At 45.4% G+C, this 18,522-nt stretch carries 11 protein-coding genes; 4 read left to right on the top strand and 7 right to left on the bottom strand.

Annotated features, from left to right (window positions below):
- Positions 1-12 precede the first annotated feature (12 nt).
- From ACTHQF_RS02490 to uvrC, 3 genes are read left to right on the top strand one after another with little or no spacing between them, the layout of a single operon-like run.
- A complete protein-coding gene (locus ACTHQF_RS02490) occupies positions 13-2,844 on the top strand; it encodes a type IX secretion system periplasmic lipoprotein PorW/SprE (RefSeq protein ID WP_440428265.1) in 2,832 nt (943 codons plus the stop codon).
- Position 2,845: 1 nt separating this feature from the next.
- Entirely contained in the window at positions 2,846-5,077 is a 2,232-nt protein-coding gene (locus ACTHQF_RS02495) for a penicillin-binding protein 1A (RefSeq protein WP_440428266.1), read from the top strand.
- 3 nt (positions 5,078-5,080) lie between these two features.
- Positions 5,081-6,883 carry an excinuclease ABC subunit UvrC gene (uvrC, locus tag ACTHQF_RS02500; RefSeq protein WP_440428267.1) on the top strand — a complete coding sequence of 601 codons (1,803 nt, stop codon included), beginning with the start codon at positions 5,081-5,083 and terminating at the stop codon, positions 6,881-6,883.
- A gap of 52 nt (positions 6,884-6,935) precedes the next feature.
- Here uvrC and gldN read toward each other — a convergent pair whose 3' ends face one another.
- The 7 genes from gldN to ACTHQF_RS02535 all read right to left on the bottom strand — a co-directional run bounded on the left by gldN (position 6,936) and on the right by ACTHQF_RS02535 (position 16,450).
- Positions 6,936-7,808 carry a type IX secretion system protein PorN/GldN gene (gldN, locus tag ACTHQF_RS02505; RefSeq protein ID WP_440428268.1) on the bottom strand — a complete coding sequence of 291 codons (873 nt, stop codon included), beginning with the start codon at positions 7,806-7,808 and terminating at the stop codon, positions 6,936-6,938.
- 5 nt (positions 7,809-7,813) lie between these two features.
- On the bottom strand, positions 7,814-9,352 hold the full coding sequence (gene gldM / locus ACTHQF_RS02510; protein ID WP_440428269.1) for a type IX secretion system protein PorM/GldM: 1,539 nt from the start codon (positions 9,350-9,352) through the stop codon (positions 7,814-7,816).
- Positions 9,353-9,395: 43 nt separating this feature from the next.
- On the bottom strand, positions 9,396-10,205 hold the full coding sequence (gene gldL / locus ACTHQF_RS02515; protein ID WP_440428270.1) for a T9SS inner membrane protein PorL/GldL: 810 nt from the start codon (positions 10,203-10,205) through the stop codon (positions 9,396-9,398).
- A 44-nt stretch (positions 10,206-10,249) separates the two neighbouring features.
- Positions 10,250-11,602: an SUMF1/EgtB/PvdO family nonheme iron enzyme gene (locus ACTHQF_RS02520; protein ID WP_440428271.1), complete on the bottom strand. Its 1,353-nt coding sequence runs from the start codon at positions 11,600-11,602 to the stop codon at positions 10,250-10,252.
- 114 nt (positions 11,603-11,716) lie between these two features.
- Positions 11,717-12,487, bottom strand: coding sequence for a uroporphyrinogen-III synthase (locus ACTHQF_RS02525; protein ID WP_440428272.1), 771 nt, complete (start codon positions 12,485-12,487; stop codon positions 11,717-11,719).
- A gap of 15 nt (positions 12,488-12,502) precedes the next feature.
- Positions 12,503-13,516 carry a DUF4271 domain-containing protein gene (locus tag ACTHQF_RS02530; RefSeq protein WP_440428273.1) on the bottom strand — a complete coding sequence of 338 codons (1,014 nt, stop codon included), beginning with the start codon at positions 13,514-13,516 and terminating at the stop codon, positions 12,503-12,505.
- Positions 13,517-13,543: 27 nt separating this feature from the next.
- Positions 13,544-16,450, bottom strand: coding sequence for a DEAD/DEAH box helicase (locus tag ACTHQF_RS02535; protein ID WP_440428274.1), 2,907 nt, complete (start codon positions 16,448-16,450; stop codon positions 13,544-13,546).
- A 164-nt stretch (positions 16,451-16,614) separates the two neighbouring features.
- Between ACTHQF_RS02535 and ACTHQF_RS02540 the strand changes: the two genes are divergently transcribed.
- Positions 16,615-18,492 carry an acyltransferase family protein gene (locus ACTHQF_RS02540; RefSeq protein WP_440428275.1) on the top strand — a complete coding sequence of 626 codons (1,878 nt, stop codon included), beginning with the start codon at positions 16,615-16,617 and terminating at the stop codon, positions 18,490-18,492.
- The last annotated feature ends 30 nt before the right edge of the window (positions 18,493-18,522 follow it).

Consider the following 18,522-nt stretch of genomic DNA (forward strand, 5'->3'; position numbering starts at 1 on the left):
TAACGTATATCATTGAGCAACTCCTCCCTTCATCAGGTAAAGCTACTTCTATTTTGCCTGTCCATCAGTATCCTATATGCCTGCAGCGTACAAAAGGACGGCTCTTCCGGTAGGGGGATGCAAAATCTGACGGCGCGGTATAATTATTTATACAATGCGAATATAATCCTTGAGGACTATGTTTCCGAATTATACAATGCTTTCCCGAACAATTACAATGAAGTCCTGCCGGTACACCTGAGTCCACACAAGTTCGACCCTACAAGTTTGACGGCAAACCCCAACAATAAGGCGCTTGATGAAATCATTCGTAAGTCCAAAACGATTATCACAGACAAAAGTTTGAGTAACTACCTGGATGAGGCCTACCTGTTGATGGGCAAAAGTGAGTTCTATAAAGGCAATTACTTTCTGGCCGCTGAATATTTTAACTACGTCGCGAAAACTTACCCGGAAAACCAGGCAAGTTTAATCCAGGCGCTGGACTGGCAGGCAAGGTCATTGATGCAGGTGAATGAGTTGAAAACTGCTGCAATTGCGCTCGACTCCCTGGAAAAGCATCTGGAGCAAAGCAAGAAGGACCGTGCAGAGCCCATTGCGACACTTTCTCAAATGGCGCTTCTGATGTCTCAGCAAAAACAAGCCATTCCATACCTTGAAACCGCAGTAAAGGAAAGTAAACACAAGCGCAATACCATCCGCTGGCACTTTATACTTGGACAGCTGTACCAGGAACAACAAGATTATGCTCAGGCGATCAGCCATTATAAAAAAGTACAAAGCAGTAATACCGGGTTTGATCTGTATTTCAACGCAAGGCTAAACCTGGTTGAAGTAAACGCCTTACAAAATGGTGATCAGCTTCGAAAAGAGGAGCAGCTACTGGCCCTACTCAAAGATGAAAAGAACGAGGAGTTCAGCGATCAGATCTACTATCGCATTGCGGAACACTTCCGCGGGCAGCAATTTTATACCAAAGCAGCAGACTATTACAACAAGGCGATAGAAGCGGTAACAACCAACGTCACGCTTAAAGGTATGGCCTTTCTGCAGCTGGCTGAGCTGAGTTTCACGCAGCAAAGAGACTATCTCCAGGCCAAAAAGCACTATGATGCTGCAATTCAAAATCTACCTAAGGAGTACCCGGGACTAGAACTTATCCAAAAGAAGAGTCAAAGTCTGGATTATCTTTCCAGTCGATACGAGACCATCGCAAGGGAAGACAGCCTGCAGGTCCTGGCTACCTTACCCGAAGTAACACGTGAAAGCCGGGCCAGGGAAATGCTCTTCCCGACAGCCTCAGAGGCTGCAGCGACCGCAACAGGTACCAGTGTCATCACAGCAGACACAAGCTCTAGCGCAGCTGGCAATAGCACCAACCTGACAAATGCAAGCTCTGGAACTTCACAACAAAACGCGACCTTCTATTTCCAGAACCGAAATGCAATGGAGCGTGGCTATGCGGATTTCATCAAAAGCTGGGGCAATAGAAAACTGGAAGATAACTGGCGCCAAAGCATCCGGAATACTGCACCGAATACCCAACAAACACTAAGTCTGGATCCGATCACACTACAGCCAAACGATGGCAATGCCGTACAATCTGGCACCGACAGCCTAAGGCTCACTAATTTTCTGGCTGCTGTCCCGGTAAACAATCAGATGCTTCATGCTTCAAACGAAAGGATCGTAAATGCCTATCTTGAGCTTGCATCATTCTATGAGCAGGAACTTAAAGCAAGCAAAGATGCTGCAGCGATCTATGAGCTGCTTTTACAGAAGTATCCGGAGAATAGCCAGCTGGCCGCCATCAACTACAGCCTGTACCGGATTTACAAGGGTCTGGATCAAAACAAGGCCGAAGGCTACAAGAACCAGGTCCTGAACAACCATGGCAGCAGCATCTATGCCCGGATTATCCTGGAACCGAACTTCCGGGCTGACCAGAATATCCTGGAGCTGGAGATCAGTAATACTTACAACACCCTTTTCGAAAGCTACCTGCAGAAAGATTTTCCTAAGGTGATCCGGATGGCAGATGAAACCCTGGCCAAAATGCCGGAGACAAACTTTGCACCACAGTTCGCCTATTTACGCGCGATCGCGGTTGGCCGCACACAACCTGTAGACAGCCTATTACAGCAGCTTGAACAGATCAGATCTGCATACCCGCAGGATCGCCTTATTGTACCCCTGGTCAGCGAGCACCTCAGCTACATCTATGCGCATCTGGCGGAATTTAAAAAGCGTAAGATCGCCTTGATTGATTTTGACCCGAACGAACCTAGATTTTATGCACAGGTTCCTGGAGCACCTGGAATGCAGAGCATGCCAAAGGGGAATGATAGCACTCCACCCACAAAAGCGCAAGCTGTAAGGGAGCTAAATACAAACAACCAAGCCGCGCAAGGGAAGGACCAAACATTAACCGTAACAGTTCCAGCTGAACAAAAGCCGGAATCCGCGCAACCCCCTAACACTTCTCCTTTCCGTAATGCGCCTTCCAGCACCTGGTACTTCGTGATCAATGTCGAAGATGCCTCCATCCGCCTCAGCTCTTCACGATTTGGCATCGGACAATTCAGCCGTGGAAACTATCCTGAAAGTGATTTGAGGCACCAATTGGTTGAATTTGACAACGATCAGCTAATTTACGTTGGAAACTTTAGTAATTTTGAGGCTGCTAAGGCATTTCAGGACCGGATAACACCGCAACTGAACAGGATCATGAGGGTCAGTCCAACATTATATAAGACTTTCATCATCAGCAAGGAGAACTTTGACATAATCAAAAGCAAGTCGCTCCTGAACCAATACCTGGATTTTTATAAAAACACTTATTAAAATGAAGCAACAACTTACCCAATCAGATATCAAAAGATACAACTTCACGCTTTGGAAACTACTGATTGGCGGTATCATACTTTTCTCCTTATTCATCGCAGGTGTGGGCTTTGGTATCTTTGGTACACTGCCCTCCTTCCGTGATATTGAACACCCGAAAAGTAACCAGGCTACCGAGATCCTCAGCGAAGACAGTCGCCCATTGGGTAATTACTTTGTGCAGAACAGATCGAACATCACCTACCCGGAGATCTCTCAGAATGTAATTGACGCGCTAATCGCAACAGAAGACACGCGTTTCATGACACACTCCGGTATAGATTTCAAAAGAACATTTACCATCTTCTTCTACAACCTTGTGGGTAAACGTCAGGGTGGTAGTACCATCACCCAGCAGCTGGCCTTAAACCTTTTCTCTGAAGAGGCCCGTCAACGTAACTTCTTTAAGCGACTGATGCAGAAGTTTCAGGAATGGGTTATTGCGGTAAAACTGGAGCGCAACTATACCAAAGAAGAGATCATTACCATGTATTTGAACACCGTAGATTTCGGTAACCAGGCATACGGTATCAAATCTGCAGCGAGAATATACTTCAACACCACACCAGATAAATTATCATACACGGAAGCGGCGACACTTGTAGGCCTACAAAAAGGTATCACAAGATACTCTCCTACCCGTAATCCGGAGCGCTCCCGCGAACGAAGAAATACCGTACTTGCCATGATGGTAAAGGCCGGTAAACTTACCGATGAGCAGTTTCAGGTAGAGCAGGCAAAGCCACTGGGTCTAAAATTCAGAAGCGCTACAGTAAGTGACGGTGTTGCACCATACTTCCGTGCGGTACTGAAATCCGACATTAAACGTATTTTCCAGGAACGTTCCATCTTGAAAGCAGATGGTACACCATACGATCTGGACCGTGATGGCCTGAAGATCGTGACCACCATCAACTATGATATGCAGGTGTATGCGGAAGAGGCACAACGTGAATACATGAAAACGCTTCAACAGCAATTTAACAGAAGCTGGAGAGGTAAAAACCCCTTTAAGGGCAATCAAACCCAATTGCTTCAGGGTGTTAAACGCTCGGAGCGCTACAAAGCACTTCAACTGGAGGGTAAGTCTGAGGAGGAGATCATGAAAGACTTCAACACCCCTACCCGCATGAACATCTTCACCTGGAAAGGCGACGTAGATACCTTGATGAAACCTATGGACTCCGTGAAGTACTACAAAATGCTGTTGCGTAATGCCATGATGGCCATGGATCCTAAAACCGGGCACATCAAAGCCTGGGTTGGCGGCATAAACTTCCAGCATTTCAAATATGATCAGGTAAAGATGGGTTCACGTCAGGTGGGTTCCACAGCTAAACCTTTCACCTATGCCGTAGCTATTGAGAACGGTTATTCACCTTGTTATACGGTGGCAAATGAACCTGTAACGATCGAAACGCCGGGCAGTGCACCATGGACACCACGCTCTTCCCCAAGTTCGACCATTCCGGGTATGGTTACCCTGCAAACCGCATTGGCCAACTCCCAGAATTATATCACCGCCTTCCTGATGAAGCAGGTTGGCCCTACCGCAGTGGCTACACTGGCAAAGAAGATGGGTATCAGCACCGATGTTCCAGCTTATCCTTCCATCAGTTTAGGAGTATTTGATGCTTCGATTTACGACATGGTAGGGGCTTACAGCGTATTTGCAAACAAAGGCGTGTGGACTGAACCCACCTATATTCTACGGATAGAAGACAAAAATGGCGTGGTATTGTACAACAAAACACCACAAGTGAAGGTTGTTATGAACGAAGAAGTTGCTTACGTGATGACAAGAATGCTCCAAGGTGTGGTGAATAAAGGTACAGGATCGAGATTAAGATATAAATACGGCATTAACGCGCCAACCGGCGGAAAAACGGGAACAACGCAGAATAATTCCGATGGATGGTTCATGTCCATAACACCAGACCTGGTAGCTGGGGTTTGGACCGGTTGTGAGGACCGTGCATTTCACTTCATCAGCACCCGCGAGGGTGAGGGTGCGAATACGGCATTGCCGATTTATGCCGGTTTCATGAAACGGGTATATGCCAATCCTTCCCTGAAGATCTCAAAAGGAGATTTTGAGGCGCCGACTACCCCACGTACCATCGAGTATGATTGTAACCAGTATCAGCAACAAGAGCAAGGGAAAACAGAACTCGACGAGAAATTAGGCTTCTAGCGCATGGCTGCATTCGATTATAAAACGGCATTGAACGATGTTCCGCATCGCCCCGGTGTATACCAGTTTTGGGATGCCGAGGGGGTGCTGATCTATATTGGCAAGGCAAAGGACCTGCGCAACCGCGTAGGCTCTTACTTTAACTCCGACAATCAGCTGAATGGTAAAACCCGTGTGCTGGTGTCCAAGATCCGCAAGATCACCTTTACCATTGTCGATACGGAAATCGATGCCTGGCTGCTGGAAAACAGCCTTATTAAAAGGCACCAGCCAAGATATAACATCATGCTCAAGGATGATAAGACCTATCCATGGATCATCATCAAAAAAGAGCCCTTTCCACGGGTTTTCTGGACCCGTAAAATGGTCAAAGACGGCTCCACCTACTTTGGCCCTTATGCCTCGGTAGGCATGATGCACACCATCCTGGACCTGATCAAGGAAACCTATCCCCTCCGTACCTGCAACCTGCCCTTAACGATTCCAAACATTGAAGCAGACAAGTTTAAAGTCTGCCTGGAATACCAGATCGGCAACTGCAAAGGCCCCTGTCAGAAGTACCAGTCGCTGGAAGACTATGAAAAGAATATTGAAGAGATCAAAGAGATCCTCAATGGTAAGATCGGGAATGTCATCCGGGATGTTAAACAAATCATTAAAAATGCCGTTGCGGATTTAAACTTCGAAACAGCACACCAATATCAAAAGAAACTGCTGGTACTCGAAAAGTATCAGAGCAAATCCACCGTTGTCAACAGCTCCATCACCAATGTTGATGTGGTGAGCATTGCCTCCGATGAACGTTATGCCTTCGTGAACTACCTGAAGATCATGAACGGCAGTATCATTCAAACGCAAACCATCGAGATCAAGAAGCGACTGGATGAAACCGATGAAGAGCTGCTCAGCATCGCCATCACCGAGTTCCGCACCAAGTTTAACAGTACCTCAAAAGAGATCATTGTTCCCTTTGAGTTATCCATCACCGATCCGGGATTAAAGTTTACGGTACCCAAACTGGGCGAAAAGAAAAGCCTGCTGGAGCTTTCTCAAAAGAACGTGCTGTTCTTCAAGCGGGAGAAGCTGAACCAGTATGAGAAGGTCAATCCGGATTTAAGAACGGAACGCATCCTTACCCAGATGCAAAAGGACCTTCGCCTTACACAACTACCTTCGCACATTGAGTGTTTTGATAACTCCAACTTCCAGGGCAAGTACCCCGTATCCGCGATTGTGGTGTTCAGAGATGCGAAACCATCAAAAAAGGACTACCGGCATTTCAACGTGAAAACCGTTGAGGGGCCCAACGACTTCGCCACCATGGAAGAAGCGGTTTACAGGCGATATAAGCGCATGTTGGAAGAAGAGCAGCCATTGCCTCAGCTTATCATCATTGATGGCGGCAAGGGCCAGCTTTCCTCTGCTATGACCAGCTTAAAGAAGCTTGGTATAGAGAATCGGGTTACAGTAATTGGTATCGCTAAAAGGCTCGAAGAACTTTACTACCCGGGCGATAGCTTCCCGCTGTACCTGGACAAGAAATCCGAGACCTTGAAAGTGATCCAGCAATTACGGGATGAGGCGCACCGCTTCGGCATTACCTTCCATCGTAAGAAGCGTGATCAAGGCACCTTGAAAACGGAACTTGAAAACATCTCCGGCATCGGGAAAACTACAGCCGACAAGCTGTTGAGGCACTTTAAATCCGTTAAACGGATCAGGGAAGCCACAGAAGATGAACTAGCGACCATTGTTAACAAGACCCAGTTAAAAACCCTGATCGAATATTTCAATCAACACGCCTGAACGAAAAAAGCCCGGCATCTCGAAGATGCCGGGCTTTTTATCTACCTGGGGGTTAGTACTCCCAAAGGCCTTGTTCGTAATCTGAAATGGACTTCTTAACCCTTTCAGACTCGTATAACTTTCTTGGATCTTTAGGATCTGTCTGGCCTACAATTTCAGCAAGGGTCTTATTTGCTGGGTTGGTCTCTTTAACGATATAGCTGGTGAACAACCTCCTTACAAAGAAATCATCGTAAGTTAATGTTGACGCATCATTCGCAGGATTAACCAGTTTCTTTTTGCTCAGGATCTCTCTTGCCTCATCAAAATACACCCAGAATACGGGCTGCCAGTTACCTTCTACCATCTTCATCGGTGCAATACCAACAATGCGGGGTTCGAAGATGGAACGTTTAACGTCCAGGATCCAGTCTTCCTTGATACGGTATTTCATGAATTCCTCCGGTCTGAAACGACGTAGAGTAGGCTCAGATAATTTACCGGTAAGCGGATCAGGCTCGCCTTCGGTAACACCTCTCGCTAAACGCAGGGCATCCTGTGCCGTTAAGGCGATTTGAAAGGAATCATTATCTTCCAGAATACGGCCTGCAGCGGTATCTTTTGGAGAATATGCCGTGAGTTCTTCCCGGCCGATGGCCTCGATCAAAACATCAATAAGCTTTGATTTCTCCGCAGCAAGCACCGAATTCAACGTATCTCTCAGATCGATCTCACGCCAGATCCGTTTCGAGTAGTAAACGTCCTCGTCACGTACTTCAGCAAAAGGCGCCATAAAGCCGCTATCAACGTCGTTCCTTACTGCAAAACCATCCTTTGGAGGCGTTTTAATCTTGGATCTGGAGCTGTCAGCCGCTGCTGAAGTGCTTTGTGCAAAAGCAGCAGCGCCAAAGAGCATAAACACAGCGGTATATAACACCTTTTTCATCTTTACTATTTTGCTATAAATGTAATTCCATTAAGCACTTTCTGTCTTCCGTCTGGTCCTTCTGCAACGATATCTTTGAAGATTACCGTAGCGCCAGGTTTAATGGAATTTAAAGCACCTTTAATCTGTCCGGAGAAACTACCTCCGCTATTCTGAATGGTCACCGCATCAGATCTTGGATTGATAAACGTTGTAGAGAACCTCAATACGCGATATTTGATATCGAACACGAAGTCTTCCAACTCTGTTTCAATCTGATTTGAAGCCACTAACCACTCCAGATCAACATTACCACCTGATTTACCTTTAATGAAGGCTTTAGGTGTCGGTAGGGCTTTAACACGGAACTTCTGTGCGCCGAGGTTTATTGTCTTACCGCCTGCTGAAGCAGATACGTTGATGTTTAATTCTTTACCAATCTGTGAACCGGGAACATTAACCATGTATTTACCACCACTTCCACTGATTGAACCACCAGAGATCGTTGCACGCACGCTTTCCAAAGGAAAACCTGCTGCGGATACCGAAAATGGATTCGGGATACCTGCATAGATCACGTTCATCTTATCCGGGGAAACCGTAGCGGATGGTTTTGCCACCTGGTAGGTTTGCTCTGGTGTACGGTATTCTTTGATCTGTCCGTCAGTTTGTTTAACGCGGATCGTTCCAACCCACTTAAACACACCCACACTATTCGTGCCGCCAGTATAAGTTGCCTTACCATTTCTCACGGTAAGTTTACTTCCACCTACGGAAATGTCCGGACTCGACTTCGAATCACTGGCTGTTAAAAATACCTCAGCAACATAAGGCTGACCTTGGATCACGTAGGATGATGGTGCTACAGCAACTGCAGCAAACTGATCCAGGTTCACCAAGGACTTATCCATGTTTCCGAAAAGCTTCTTAACTACTTCCGCTTCCGCATTCTTGGTATCAGTCTGTATTTTCGTTAAAATGGTGTTTGCTGCCGTTAATGGCGTGCCTTCACCAAAGTTAATGTCAGCCCATTTCTTCTTGCCATTCACATTCTTCTCTGCATCGTTGGCAACAAGCGTGAAGGTAACACCTGCACGATCTTCCGGGTTGAGTAAGCCAATCAGCTTTTCACGGGTATCGTTGATCATCTTCTGAAGTTTTTCACCTTCTTTTTGATTGATCATGATTCCCTGAGCGATATCCTGATTACCTCTTTCTACCAGGTCTCCGGTTTCTTCGTCGATACCGCTACCCTCCGCTACAAAGCGGGCTTTTAGTTTCTGAATGTATCCATCCAGTTCCCCTGCATAAGCTTTAGCCTGCTGGGCTTTCTCCCAGATCGGCTGTGCCCTTGCAGGCTCATCTTTTAATTTTGTATTCTGAAAAGCAGTGAATAATTGCTCTACACTTGTATTAACGTTGTTCTTTGAAGTTTCCAAACTGTCGTTGATGTTTTTGAAAGCATCCAGAATGGTATCTGACACGTTTAATGCAAGCATGGCAAGCAATACCAAATACATGATATTGATCATCCGCTGCCTTGTTGTTTCTTTTCCTCCGGCCATGTTTATTAAAGGTCTTTGTTATTAATTAATAATTAAGGACTAATTATACACGTGGCTGGTTCATAGCAGACAGCATATTGCCATAAATGGCATTTAATGAAGCTAGGTTTTTAGCAAGTTTCGCAACTTCGTCTTTAAACATTTTCGAATCTTCCATCGACTCGTTAAAGTTATGCATGGTGGTAGATAGGTTCTGGTAGAACGTATTCATCGATTTCAAATGTGCACTTGAATCCTGAAGTTCCAACTCGTATACGGCGTTCAATGCAGACAGGTTCTTCGCTAGTTTGTTCACCTGCTCATGGTAAGCTCTTGCCTCACCAGTGCTTTGGCCCATTTCAACCAACTGTGCAGTTGCTTTATCGAATGCAGTGTTCAGGTTATCAAAGCTGGCAGTTGCCGACTTGATTTTTGAAGTGTATTCTGTCGTTGCAGATGATGCATCAGCAACGTTCGAAATTGCGGCAACTTTATCGCCGAAAGTACGTAAGCCATTTCCAAGGCTTTCGATAAGATCTGGTCCAACGTTTGCGTTTCTAAGCATGTTGTCTAAAGCTGCAGTTGTAGGTGCACTCTGCGGGACGTTTACTGCTCTTGCAGATGCTTTAGGTAGCTCACCCGCATACTCTGGACTTAGTTCAGGATAAACCTTCTCCCATGCTGGCTCCGGTGTAGGTGGAAAGAAACCCGTTAAGAAGAATAAGAAAGCCTCTACGCCTAATCCTATCCCGATCATGTAATTTCCCCAGATTCCGCCAATGTGTAGGATTTTAAATAATGCGCCAATGATTACGATACTGGCTCCCCATGAAATTGCAGTATGTAACCAATCAAATTTTTTCTTTGCTGCCATGTTCTTGTTCTAGATGGTAATTTTAGTTGTGATGATTTGTGTTTTTACTTGTAGTTGATGTCAGTTCCTGCATAAGAAACCACACATCTGAAGCCAATGTAAGAAGTTGCGTTGTCCTGGTATTCGTAGGTACCTACGGAGTTCTGAAGGAAGAAACCTATGTCCTTCCATGAACCACCTCTAACCACTTTACGCTTAAGGTATTTGTTATCCTCAGGTCTTGCCACGTAAGTGTAGTTCGGGTTGAAGTCCAGGAGCATGGTGCCGGCCGACTTATTATAAGCGGTCAGTGTCCACTCCGACACGTTTCCGGCCATGTTATACAGGCCGTAATCGTTCGGGAAATAAGAATGTACGTTCACGGTATATAAACCGCCGTCGTCAGAATAATTACCACGACCAACTTTGAAGTTCGCCTGCATACATCCTTTAGCATTACGGATGTAAGGGCCACCCCAAGGGTATTTAGTTTTTACATTACCACCTCTTGCAGCATATTCAAACTGCGCTTCTGTAGGTAAGCTATAGCTTAATCGGGAATTGTAAGGCATATTGCGTTGCGCGGCAACAGACTGGAATAAGCGTGTGCGCCATACGCAGAAAGCGTTTGCCTGCTCCCAGGTTACCCCTACAACCGGGTACTCATCGTATGATGGGTGATTAAAGTAACCGATAACCATTGGGTCATTCTGCGAATAGGAGTAATCTGTTTTCCAAACCAAAGTATCCGGATAAACACTTACCGATGGAAACTCATTAGGTTTATTTGGATCTGGTGCATCTACATAACTTTCAATGAAGTCACTACGCTTAGCATTAGGGTTGTTTTTAGACTTCGCTGCAAGATCCATGTTCACCACCTTATAGGAATAGCGGAATTTCCTTACATCAAGTTCTGCCCTACCGAATAGTGCATCATCCCCGCTGTAATACATATCTGCAAGTTTGCTCGCATAACCGCCGTTTTTGTTGCTCCACAAGCGTGAACCATCGCCAACTTTCTTCCAGTTGATGTTGCGCTGACCATTGTTAGCGCCTTCACCTGCTGGTGCGGGCATATACAGATCAGGTGCACCTGAAGGACCTAAGCTGGTTATTGCGACAGAGTCACGTACATAATTCACAAACTGACGGTATTCTGCATTGGTGATCTCGGTTTCGTCCATGTAGAAGGCGCTGAACGATACCATGCGGCTTGCAGGAGCCTGGCTGCCGGTGATGTCTTCATCCGAGCCGCCGATTAGTGTGCGGCCCGGTGGAACATAGACCATTCCAAGTGGCACGCGGTTGTTTTTGAAATTCTTATTGTAAACCCCTACTAATTCGCCCTGCCCGCCTTTTCCGCAGCTGGTCATTAGCATGGTTAAAATAATAAAACCAAAGTAAAGTTTTCTCATATGTTACTGAAAGAGTAGATCGGGTTGATGATTTGGTAGTCGGTATATCTTATCAAACTTAACAAATCTTTTTATCAAAAAACAATAACACAAACAACCTGCCAAAAAGAAACCTTACTTATTAGACTTCTTGATGTAGTTTTCGATCGCCATGATCATAGATGGCGCTTCCGGTGTTGGTGCAGCGATATCCACAATTAGACCTGCCTCAGTTACAGCGCGATGCGTGTTGACGCCAAAAGCAGCGATTCGTGTATTGTTTTGTTTAAAATCTGGGAAATTTGTGAACAGGGATTGTATACTTGATGGACTGAAAAAGCCAATGATATCGTAAAATACTTCAGCAAGATCAGACAGGTCACTCACTACAGTTTTGAATAATACTGCAGGGGTGAAATCATATCCATTTTTCTGAAGAAAGTTCATGGTATCCTCCGTTGCAACGTCTGAACAAGGATAAAGGAACTTTTCAGATGCATGTTTCTTTAAAACTTCGGCTAAATCTGAAGCTGTTTGTTTACCAAAAAAGATTTTACGCTTGCGGTATTGGATGTATTTCTGCAGATATAATGCTGTAGATTCTGATATACAGAAGTACTTCAAATCTGCTGGCACATCATATCTCATTTCTTCACAAATACGGAAGAAGTGATCAACAGCATTTCTACTGGTAAACACGACCGCAGTGAAATCTGCAAGGTTAATTTTGTCTTTTCTAAAGTCTTTGGCTGGTACACCCTCAACATGAATAAATGATCTGAAATCAATTTTCACGTTGTACTTCTTCGCTAAATCAAAATAAGGAGATTTATCTGTTTCAGGTTTAGGCAAAGTGATCAAAATGCTCTTTACTTTACGTAACCGATCTTCTCTGTTTTCTTGCATGTGTATCTGGTTTCCTTATAGTCCAATTGCCTTGATTACTATTAATATAGGGCAAATTTCAAGGGCACAAAAGTACAAAAATAAATAGACTTTTGAAAAACGATTGTTTGATAATATGTTATATCCCGCACGGACAAACTGGAAAATAAAAGCAACCGTTACCAACATTGCCGCAGCAGAGATAAAGTACATACCATAACGTAGCGGTGCCAAAGCAAAGGCAACCACCAGTGGAATAAAGATCAACGAGATGTTAAAGTAACTGAGATATAGCACCGTAATGTACTCGTGAATCAGTTTTTGGATGAAAAACAGATGTCCGAGTCCACGTAGAATAAAGATCTTAAGGGCGAATAAAACAACGATCAGCACAGAGATCGTTACGAAAAATTGCAGCCCCCCGGCACCATACGAAATTTGGTAATACTGTGAAATCAGGTATAAAAACATTCCCAGTGTGAAGCCAAACTGTATAAATAAGAACAGAAATGGCCATGATGTAAACAGGTTATCTTCCTTATACAGGTTGTTCAAAACCCGGTTGCTATAGAAAGCCTGAATCATATCCCCCAGTTGTTTATGAAAGGAGATCCGGAGTATGCCGAAAAGCAGGAGCAAGAACAGCATGAAAGCAAGCACCCAGGGTTCGCCTTTGGGAACTGGCCGCCCAAGCTTATAAAAGCTTTCCGCCTTCCCTTTTCCCGTTAAGTCATACCAGGCTTCGCCTTTTTTGATGGGTCGGGCATTTGCCTTTAGGATACTGTCAATGATCATATGCCGGTCAAGCAGCGAATCTGGAAGAAGCCAGGTATGCCGCATGATGGAATCGGTAACAAAGCGCTGCCGCGCCAGCATCGCAGAGTCCCGCTGACGCTTCGGTATTACCTGGACCAAACTTACACTACTGTCGGGCCTGGATTGCTGCAACCGCTGCGGAACAGTTTGTTGAACCGGCGTTTCAACCTGTCCCATGGCTACAATGGAAGCGAATGCAAAAAACAAGAAAATAGCCAGCAGCGGTTTAAACATCGTACAAATCTAATTCTAAATCTACTATTAACTGAACAATTCTAATAATTCGGCTTTGCCGAGCGTTTGCAGCAAATTACCCTCGGTTTTAATGATATCTTCCACCAGGCGCTGTTTACGCTGCTGCAACTGCATGATTTTATCCTCAATGCTATCCGGACAGATCAACCGAACGGCAACCACATGTTTCTGCTGCCCGATCCGGTAAACACGGTCGATCGCCTGCTGCTCCGCAGCAGGGTTCCACCAAGGGTCGATGAGGTACACGTAATCTGCTTCAGTAAGGTTCAGCCCGGTACCGCCTGCCTTAAGACTGATCAGGAACACCCTTACCTCCGGATTTTCACTAAAGCGTTTCACTTCAGCCTCCCGCTTTGTGGTTTGTCCCGTTAGGTAGCTGTAGCCGATCTTCCGCTGCTGCAGCTCAGTTCTGACCAGGTCCAGCATCCCCACAAAAGAAGAAAACACCAGGATCTTGTGTTCCCCCGACTTGCCTTCAATTTCTTCCAGGAGCGTATCGATCTTTGCAGAGGCATTACCGTAAAAAACATCATTACTGATCAAGGCCGGGGAGTTACAGATCTGCCGCAAGAGCGTCATCCCTTTAAGAATGTGCATGGTTTGTCCGGCAAGCTCGTCCGACTTCTGCGACATCAGGTAGTTCCGGTATTCGAGCTTATAAGAATCATAAACCTTGCGTTGCTCCTCGCCCATCTCGCAGTAGATCACCATTTCTGTCTTCTCGGGCAGCTCTGTCGCCACCTGTTTTTTGGTGCGCCGCAGCAGAAATGGCCTGACCATCCGCTGCAGTTCATTCGCTTTACGGGTATCATTGAATTTATCGATCGGTATCACGTACTGATCTTTGAAATGCTTTCGCGTGCCCAGCAAGCCGGGGCAGGCTAAAGAAAACTGTGCATATAAATCGAAGGTATTGTTCTCCAATGGGGTACCCGTCAACATCACTTTGCTCCGAGACTTCAGCAAGGCAATTGCTTTATACCGCTGGGAATTTGGATTCTTGATGGTTTGGGATTCATCCAGAAAGATATAGTTGAAGCGGAAATGTTTCAGGTAGCGCACATCCTGAAGTATGGTGCCATAAGAGCTAAGTACCACATCATAGCTGTCGAACGCGTCGACATCTTTATCCCGGTCTGCACCATAAATGGTATGTACCCTCAGTGCGGGTGCAAATTTCCTTATTTCCGCTTGCCAGTTAAAGACCAGCGTTGCCGGTACTATGATCATGCTCGGTACCGAGGCACCCTTTTCCTTTTGCAGCAGCAGAAAAGCGATGATCTGGATGGTTTTCCCCAGGCCCATATCATCTGCCAGACAACCACCGAATCCAAACTCATCGAGGAAATTTAACCAGTTCAAGCCCTCTTGTTGATAGTGGCGCAAGCTGCCCTGAAATGTTTCCGGAACCTCTACCTGGCCGATCACGTTGAACTGCGCTAACTTGGTACGGAAGTTCTGAATTTCCATACGCAAAGGTGCCCTGAGCATTTCATCTTCATAGAGCGAATCAATACTCACGATGTTTACTTTCGGTGTACGAACCACCTCCTCCACAACTTCACCCGCTTCAAGATAGGCGGATAGTCGGGCTACCCATTCCTCCGGCAATACACCCATGGTGCCGTCACCAAGCTCTACGAACTTGCTCTTGTTGCGAAGTGCTTTTGCCAGATGTTTAAGGCTGACCTGCTGCTTACCATAACTGATCTTTATCCCTGTTTCAAACCAATCCAGACCGGAAATGACTTCTATAGAAATCTTTGCACTGTTGGGGTTCAGCTTATTGTCTTTGAGATCATTAAAGCCCAGAACCTTAATTTCCTGCTGCTGCCAATAGGCAAAAGCATTCAAAAACCAGCCTTCATCAAGAAAGCGTTTTTTATGCAGGTAATAACATTCCTGGGCCTCCTGCTCCAGGAAGAGTGGATGCTGGTGCCGCAGCATCTTGAGGAAAGCGTCTTCCATAACTTCATCCCGCTGTACGGTGAATGGAATACCGGTACTATCCAGGGCATATATCTGCTGTTGAGAAAGTACAGGCACTTCCACGTTGCCATAGCGGATCACGGGGGTGATCAGTACATAATCTCCTGAATCGGAAAGGTAGATCAGCCTTTCATTCCTGGTGTCGAAATTATTTTCCTGTAGCTGCTTCTTCGTAGCTGGTTTCAGGTAGGCATAGTTAACCTTCACCTTGCCTTCCAGCTTCGACAATATCGTTCGCTGAAACTCATCATAGGCTTCCTCGGGGAAGTAGAGCCGGTTGTTGTTCCGCTTAAAAACTTCAATCACCTGCAGGTAGTCGAGATTGTCGATCAGCTGCATCACCCCATTGTACAGGAAGAAATATTGAAATTTGATGTTCAGCAGATCCAGGTTATAGGCTTTTTCGCCTATATAAAGTCGTGCTCTAATCTCATAGAAGGCTTTTCTAAGCACTACTTCCAAGCGCAGATCGAGCTTATACATCCCCAGCTTAACCTTTACGATAGCGCGGATATTAACATTTGCCGATTGCTCTGGATCATGGTAGTAAACATCTAATCCCAGTGGATTTTTCACCAATGCTCTAAGCCCTTCCATGTCGGCTTCGGTATGCTCGGCATCATAGCTGCTCCGCAGTCTTGCAATCGCCGCATAAAACTTCAATTCGTCAGGATCATTGACCTTCCAAATGAAATCAAGTGGATCGATAAGTACCAGCGGATTTTTGAGTTTTCCATTACTGCCCAGCGTCGCTTCATAGATCTCTGCCACGAAGTGGGTGTAGTACTTGTGTTTGCGCAGCAGCAGGATACGCTGTTTACCCTCCGGCTGTTTATCCGTAAGCGGGGGTTGCCAGGCCGTTCGGGCCAGCAAGCGGGTTTTAAGGTTACTGAGTTCAGGGAGCAGTGGATCTTGTTCTGGCATAAGGTGTTGAGCAAAAGTAAGGATTCTCCAGATTATTGATCGCTTAAGCCTGAGCTGAATCGTCACAGTTTTTCTCTAAATCAGACACAAAGTATTAACTCTATATTAACAGAAGGTTAATTCTCGTTTTAGTTATTGAATTTGTAATGAATTAATCGCTTTTAATGGTTCAAAAACAAGGCTTTAGGCATGACATCAACGCCCTGCGGGCGCTTGCAGTAGTTTCGGTGTTATTTTACCACTTCAATGTACCTTTTTTCAATGGAGGCTTCTCCGGAGTGGATGTCTTCTATGTCATTTCGGGCTATCTGATGACTAAAATCATCCTGGAAGGTTTTGACCGGAATCAATTTTCATTATTAACTTTCTACAAGAAAAGAGTGCAGCGGATTGTTCCTGCGCTGACCTTTCTGGTTGTCGTAGTACTTGCCTGCTGCTTTTTCACCTATATGCCTGATGACTATCAGGAAGTTGCCAGGAATGGCTCGTTCAGCCTGTTATTCATCTCCAACATTGCCTATAGTTTTGTAGGCAGTTACTTTGGAAACTCTGCCGATAACAACATATTCTTACACACCTGGTCGCTGTCTGTGGAGTGGCAGTTCTACCTGCTCCTTCCCCTGGTGCTCCTGTACTGCAACAGGTATCTTAAGAACGACCGGAAAAAGTACTTTAACCTCTGCCTCATTGCTATCATAGTGATTTTTGCAGGCACGCTGGTCGTAACCAGGTACCGCCCGAACATGTCGTTCTACATGTTACCGACCAGATCATGGGCGATGCTGGCCGGTGGATTAGCATTTTTAACCCAGGTAAACCTGAGCAGTAGAGCCAGGAAAATGCTGTCGCTTTCAGGTTTTGTCGTGCTCCTGACCGGAATGATCTTCCTGCACAAGAGTATGAAATGGCCAGGTCTTTATACCCTGATTCCGGTTTTTGCCACCTATTTGATCATTATATGTAAAGTCAGCGACTTCAAATTGATCAGAACACCAGTGGTTCAGTTTATTGGCAAGATCTCCTATTCGCTGTACCTATGGCACTGGCCAGTCTTTGTAATTGGGAACTACCTGGGTGCTACCTCAACGCCTGCCAATGCCATTTACGGGATACTCCTATCCATTCTGCTGGGCTACCTGTCCTATCGTTACATTGAAACGATTAGCATTAGCAAAAACAGGTATATTCTGGCAACAACAGGCTCCTTTGCAGCAATCGCTTTTATAGCATCCCTGAATTATTTAAACCCGGTCGTTTTCAAAAAAGACACCGTGATTATTGCAGACTATGAAGCCATCAACAAATCAAAACACCAGAAGCAATTTGAAGTTGATTCCTGTTTTATCAGATCTGTATCCACTGGACTGAATACCTACAGTAAACAGAAATGTCTGCCCTTTCAGAAAGGAAGAAAAAACGTGCTGCTGCTGGGGGATAGTCACGCGGCCCAGTTCCACCAAGCGCTGAAAGCACACTTCGCAGCTAAAGGTATTAACCTCGGCCATGCCTCCGCGGCGAGCTGTTTACCATTAAAGACCAAGGAAGGACCGGGTCCGGGAAATTGCGAAGAGCTACTGAACTTCATCTATGACGAAATGTTACCTAGCCATGCAGGCGATATTGAAAGTGTAATCTTAAGCGCTAACTGGGTGGATAATCCCCATGGAAAAGAACAGTTATTGCAGGATCTGAAAGGTACCATTGCATACCTGGACAAGCTCGGAATAAAATCCATTGTACTTGGACAAACGGAAACCTATAAAATTGACTACTCCACCATTGCTGCGCGAGAGCATGAATACGGGATTCAGACCAGTGAAAATTATCTGGATAGGGAAACTCAGGAGATTAACAGCTACCTGAAAGCAGGCTTAAAACACAAATATATTGACCTGTTTCGCCTGAACTACTTTAAAAAAGTTTCTCCAGAACGCATCCCCTACATGTTTGATCAGAACCACCTCACCACTTATGGGGTTCAGCAGTTGCTTAATGGCACGGTGTACAGGAATAAAACTTTCATACAGGAAATTGATCATTGATCATCGAAACCTTTGTGGCGATCAGAAATG

The organism is Pedobacter sp. SAFR-022 (genome assembly GCF_051965375.1).
Lineage (GTDB): Bacteria > Bacteroidota > Bacteroidia > Sphingobacteriales > Sphingobacteriaceae > Pedobacter.

Bases quoted from the DNA above. Each gene is read 5' to 3' on its own strand.
- ACTHQF_RS02495 (WP_440428266.1), top strand. From the start codon at position 2,846: ATGAAGCAACAACTTACCCAATCAGATATCAAAAGATACAACTTCACG.
- uvrC (WP_440428267.1), top strand. From the start codon at position 5,081: ATGGCTGCATTCGATTATAAAACGGCATTGAACGATGTTCCGCATCGC.
- gldN (WP_440428268.1), bottom strand. From the start codon at position 7,808: ATGAAAAAGGTGTTATATACCGCTGTGTTTATGCTCTTTGGCGCTGCT.
- gldM (WP_440428269.1), bottom strand. From the start codon at position 9,352: ATGGCCGGAGGAAAAGAAACAACAAGGCAGCGGATGATCAATATCATG.
- gldL (WP_440428270.1), bottom strand. From the start codon at position 10,205: ATGGCAGCAAAGAAAAAATTTGATTGGTTACATACTGCAATTTCATGG.
- ACTHQF_RS02520 (WP_440428271.1), bottom strand. From the start codon at position 11,602: ATGAGAAAACTTTACTTTGGTTTTATTATTTTAACCATGCTAATGACC.
- ACTHQF_RS02525 (WP_440428272.1), bottom strand. From the start codon at position 12,487: ATGCAAGAAAACAGAGAAGATCGGTTACGTAAAGTAAAGAGCATTTTG.
- ACTHQF_RS02530 (WP_440428273.1), bottom strand. From the start codon at position 13,516: ATGTTTAAACCGCTGCTGGCTATTTTCTTGTTTTTTGCATTCGCTTCC.
- ACTHQF_RS02535 (WP_440428274.1), bottom strand. From the start codon at position 16,450: ATGCCAGAACAAGATCCACTGCTCCCTGAACTCAGTAACCTTAAAACC.
- ACTHQF_RS02540 (WP_440428275.1), top strand. From the start codon at position 16,615: ATGGTTCAAAAACAAGGCTTTAGGCATGACATCAACGCCCTGCGGGCG.